This is a genomic window from Marinicrinis lubricantis (genome assembly GCF_042658665.1).
GTDB lineage: Bacteria > Bacillota > Bacilli > Paenibacillales > KCTC-33676 > Marinicrinis > Marinicrinis lubricantis.
Map to the genome: position 1 here is coordinate 1 of NZ_JBHSQV010000098.1, position 4,025 is coordinate 4,025.

Genomic DNA, 4,025 nt, shown 5'->3' on the forward strand with positions numbered 1-4,025 from the left:
CTTGGTTGTTGGGTGTGTGGTAACCTCAATTATCCAAAGAATTTAGGGGGTGGCAATTTTTTTGCCTATAAAGCCCTCTATGGAGATATTTTATAACCTATTTCTTATAGAAGTTTTGACAATACGTATCGCTGCGAGGGAGTGCTCTTATGAATTATATATGGGAGCTGATTATCGAGGCAGAGCGAAAAGGGATACGCCGCGAGCATATCCAGTTCTCTCCCGCGGAATATTTTTCGCCGTATATGGAGCTGAGCATGGAATCGCTCAATCCTCGTACGCTGGAACAGCGGATTGAGATTAATCCGTACTACCGCTTTCATGAGCTGCTTGGCGATTTGTTCGACCCTAATATGGCTGAAGATTTTGAGCTTCGGCATACTCTTTTCGATATCGTCATTCACTTCTTAGGGGAACTCGACTTGAATTCGGGACTGACGAAGCGGGATTTCTATATCCGTTTTGTCACGAGGGATTTGGACGAAGGGGCATATGGGCCTTCCATACAGCAGCGGTTCGAGGGATTGTGTAAGCGGGAGAAGGAAGTCATTGCCGAGAACCTGCTAAAGCTGCATGAGACGGGGGAAGCCGTCTATTGCTTGACTCGTGCCGCCCGCAGCTTGTTCCCGGGCGTGATTGTTTGTTCAAGGGAGGACAAGGACGAGCTGCTGTTCTTCATGAATCGCAAAGAAACGGAAGAGCACCGGATGAAGCTGGAGCTGCTCAAGGAGCTGTTCGCGCCGCTCTGGTGCGACATCGTCGTCTTCTGGAACGGCTGTGTCGGGATGATTGGAGAAGAGCAGACGATGGTGATGGGGGACACGGTGCTGTATTGAATTGCCCGGGACGGCAAGGAGGAGATAAAGATGGTGTACTCATACAAAATTTACAATAAGCCGCAAAAAGAGGAGAGAGAGCGGGCCACCGTTCTATATACTCGCGACGAGCTGCAGGAAATGACCACTTTTCAGCTGCGCAATATTTGCTATAAAGAGCGTCTAGTCGATGGATTGGCGCATTCATTGGACCGTGAGGGCTTGATTCGGACGATCTTGAAGTATCGCAGCGCGGATACAAGTCTGCTGATTCGTTCGCCGAAACCGGGGGGCATTGAACGGCTGGAGTCAGCTCTGCATAAATATCTGAAAACCCAGCTGCCTGATGACGGAAGCATTCGTGTACCGGCCAAAATTTTGCTTTATCCGGGGCTGAGAATGGACAAGCTCGAACAGTATCGCGTAGAGACTGGCGGTCAGCTGGGAGAATCGAATGTGCTGCTCGTGAACGGGCAGCTGGAAATATGCGCGATATTGAATCTGGAGAAGGACGGGCAGGAGGGCGTCTATTATTTGACAGCGGAGAAGGGGCATGAGATTAGACGCACACCGAACAAGCAGTACAGTCTGCTCTTCTTTCGCAAGCAGGATTCGGAATATTTATACAAGACGTACTACGAGGATATTCCGATGCCTCCCGTCAATCTTCACTACCATAAGCTCGCTGTACCGGATTTGGAAATCCGCGATTTGGAACAGACGTCGGCGGTGCTTGCGATTGATTTCGGAACCTCCAATACGACGGCGGGGGCTTATCTGGACAGCAGGTACGTCTCCAATGTATGCAGCAATGCGGTATTGAACGGGCTGGTGAAGCTGGGCAGCATCAATTACGTTCTGTTTCCGGATCGAACGCATAAAGCGGTTCGCTGGATTGAGGCGCTCCCTACGATGGTCAGCGCAGCAGATTGTTCGAATCCAGAGGAGATCCGCTACGACTTTGGTTATGACGCGATGAAGTATATGAAGAAGAACGGCTACAGCGGCACTGCATCGGTATGCCATGGCATGAAGCGATGGGTTAACAATTACTGCAAGATCGAGGAGTTGACCGACGGTCAAGGATATTCGGTCAGTGTCAAACGCGGCGATATTTTACGGGCTTATTTGCTGTACGTCGTCGAGATGGCGGAGCAGCAGTTTAAGTGCCGCTTCAAGTCGCTTCATATTTCTAGTCCGGTGAAGATGAAGACGCAGTTCGCGGAAATGTTCAAGGACATTTTGCCGGAGTATGACATACAGGAGAACCAGGTTCTCGATGAGGGCATGTCCGTATTATTCAATACGATTGCAGAGCAGATCGACCGAGGCAGCTACTTGGAGGATGAGGAATACAAGGCGCTGGTCATTGATTGCGGCGGAGGAACGACGGATTTGTCATCCTGTCGTTTCCGAATTACGAACAGTGCGATATCGTACAAGATTGATATTCAGACGACCTATGAAAATGGCGACACCAACTTCGGCGGCAACAACATTACGTACCGGATTGTGCAGTATATGAAGATCGTGTTTGCCGATTATTACCGCAACGGGAGATTAACGACGGATATTGACAGCTTGATCGATATTCCCGGCAATGACATCTTCAGATATGTCGACGAGCACGGCGTAGATGCCGTATATGATCGATTTGAGGCCTGCTACCGAGAGGCGGAGGAGGTTATTCCGACCCGCTTTACGGCGTATGAAAATCGCACAAGGGATGAATATCAGCGCGTCAAAAGCAATTTCTATTTCTTATGGGAAATTGCCGAGGAGATGAAGAAAGAATTCTACCGTAAGACGGGGATTCTTCGCAATAGGTTCCAACTAGACAGCGAGAACAAGCAGGAGCAGGATTTGAAGATTACGGCTGTAGACCGCTGGTATTTATCGATTATCGAGGGAAGCGGGTTCCGAGCGGTTTATGATTTCCCAGACGTGGTCTTTAACATTAAGGAAATCAATCATCTGATCAAAGCGGATATTTATGAGACGGTACGCAAGTTTTTAGACGAATTTTACCGCACGGGCAAGCTTCAGGAATATTCGATTATCAAGTTGACGGGACAATCGTGCCGAATCGATGTATTCCGCGAAGCTCTGAAGGAATTCGTACCTGGCCGCAGCATTGAATTCAAGCAGAAGACGGAAGAGGATTTTACTGTTCCGGATTTAAAGCTGGCCTGCTTACGGGGAGCGATCCGTTATTTAAGCGCCAAAAAGACAGGCACGATTGAAGCGAGTATTACGAATCATGATCCGGCGGTGCCATATTCGGTGAGCGCATATACACATATGAAAGAGGAAATTGTGCTGATCAGCAGCTACGAACGCTTAAATCGCATTTATGGAACGATATCCCGGCCGATCGGCGTAGCAGAGGTGGAGTTCTACCTCAAGGGCAATGACGGCAAGCTGCGGCATCGCTATGTGTATCATAACGAAGAGCATGCGCTTACGAATGTATTGTATCAAGACATCTATGCCATGTACGGAAACAAAATTCCGCAGGATGACACCGACTCGATTATGAACGGTGAGATGAAGTTTTTCGTATTTGCCAGTGAGAACAATTGGGGCTTTCACGTCGTGCCGGTCGCGCGTCAAGAGGAGCAGCTGTATCTAGGACGCAAGAAATTTTATGCGTTCGAGAACGACTTGAGCGAATTGGATTTCTTCGACGGCTGGAAGTAGGACAGCAGGGAGGTCAGCGATGTTTAAGGATCATATCCCTCAGTTTGTGAAGGGGCGCATATTAAAAACAGAGATGCTGGAGAGTTTAAGAGACTATCCCCGGCATGCGTGCGAGCTGTTCTTGCAAGATTGGTCGGACGGCATTGTTGCCGGCGCAGCGGTAAGAGCTGAAGGCGAACATCTCGTCATTCAAAAAGGAATCATTAAGTATCGAGATCGGCTTTATATGCTGACCTCCGATGTTTCGATTCCCTATCAGGCGACCGGCAGAGAGACGGTTATAAAGATCCGCTTCGAGGATGCTGATCAGAGCCGCGATTACACCGAATATCGGACCGAGGTGGTGCTGGATGACGAAGTGAGACTTCTTCCGAACGAGATGGAATTAGGGCTTGCTGAACGAAACATTAGAGAGCAAATTGTCTGTAGGCGGTACGTTTCAGCAGCATGTTGAGAATGAGGACAAAAAGAAGCCGCAAGCGGCGTTCCAGGTTCATCACGAGGAACTGC

Annotated in this window: 3 protein-coding genes; all 3 read left to right on the forward strand. The window is 49.0% G+C overall.

The annotated features are described in order from the left end of the window. Window positions 1–149: 149 nt before the first annotated feature. The 3 genes from ACFPXP_RS08370 to ACFPXP_RS08380 are packed head-to-tail and all read left to right on the forward strand — an operon-like array spanning window position 150 to window position 3,969. Entirely contained in the window at window positions 150–836 is a 687-nt protein-coding gene (locus tag ACFPXP_RS08370; protein WP_379893775.1) for an iron-dependent peroxidase, read from the forward strand. 30 nt (window positions 837–866) lie between these two features. Then, window positions 867–3,515 (forward strand): molecular chaperone, encoded by a 2,649-nt coding sequence (locus ACFPXP_RS08375; RefSeq protein ID WP_379893776.1) that lies wholly within the window; start codon window positions 867–869, stop codon window positions 3,513–3,515. Window positions 3,516–3,534: 19 nt separating this feature from the next. After that, on the forward strand, window positions 3,535–3,969 hold the full coding sequence (locus tag ACFPXP_RS08380) for a hypothetical protein (protein WP_379893777.1): 435 nt from the start codon (window positions 3,535–3,537) through the stop codon (window positions 3,967–3,969). Window positions 3,970–4,025: the final 56 nt, after the last annotated feature.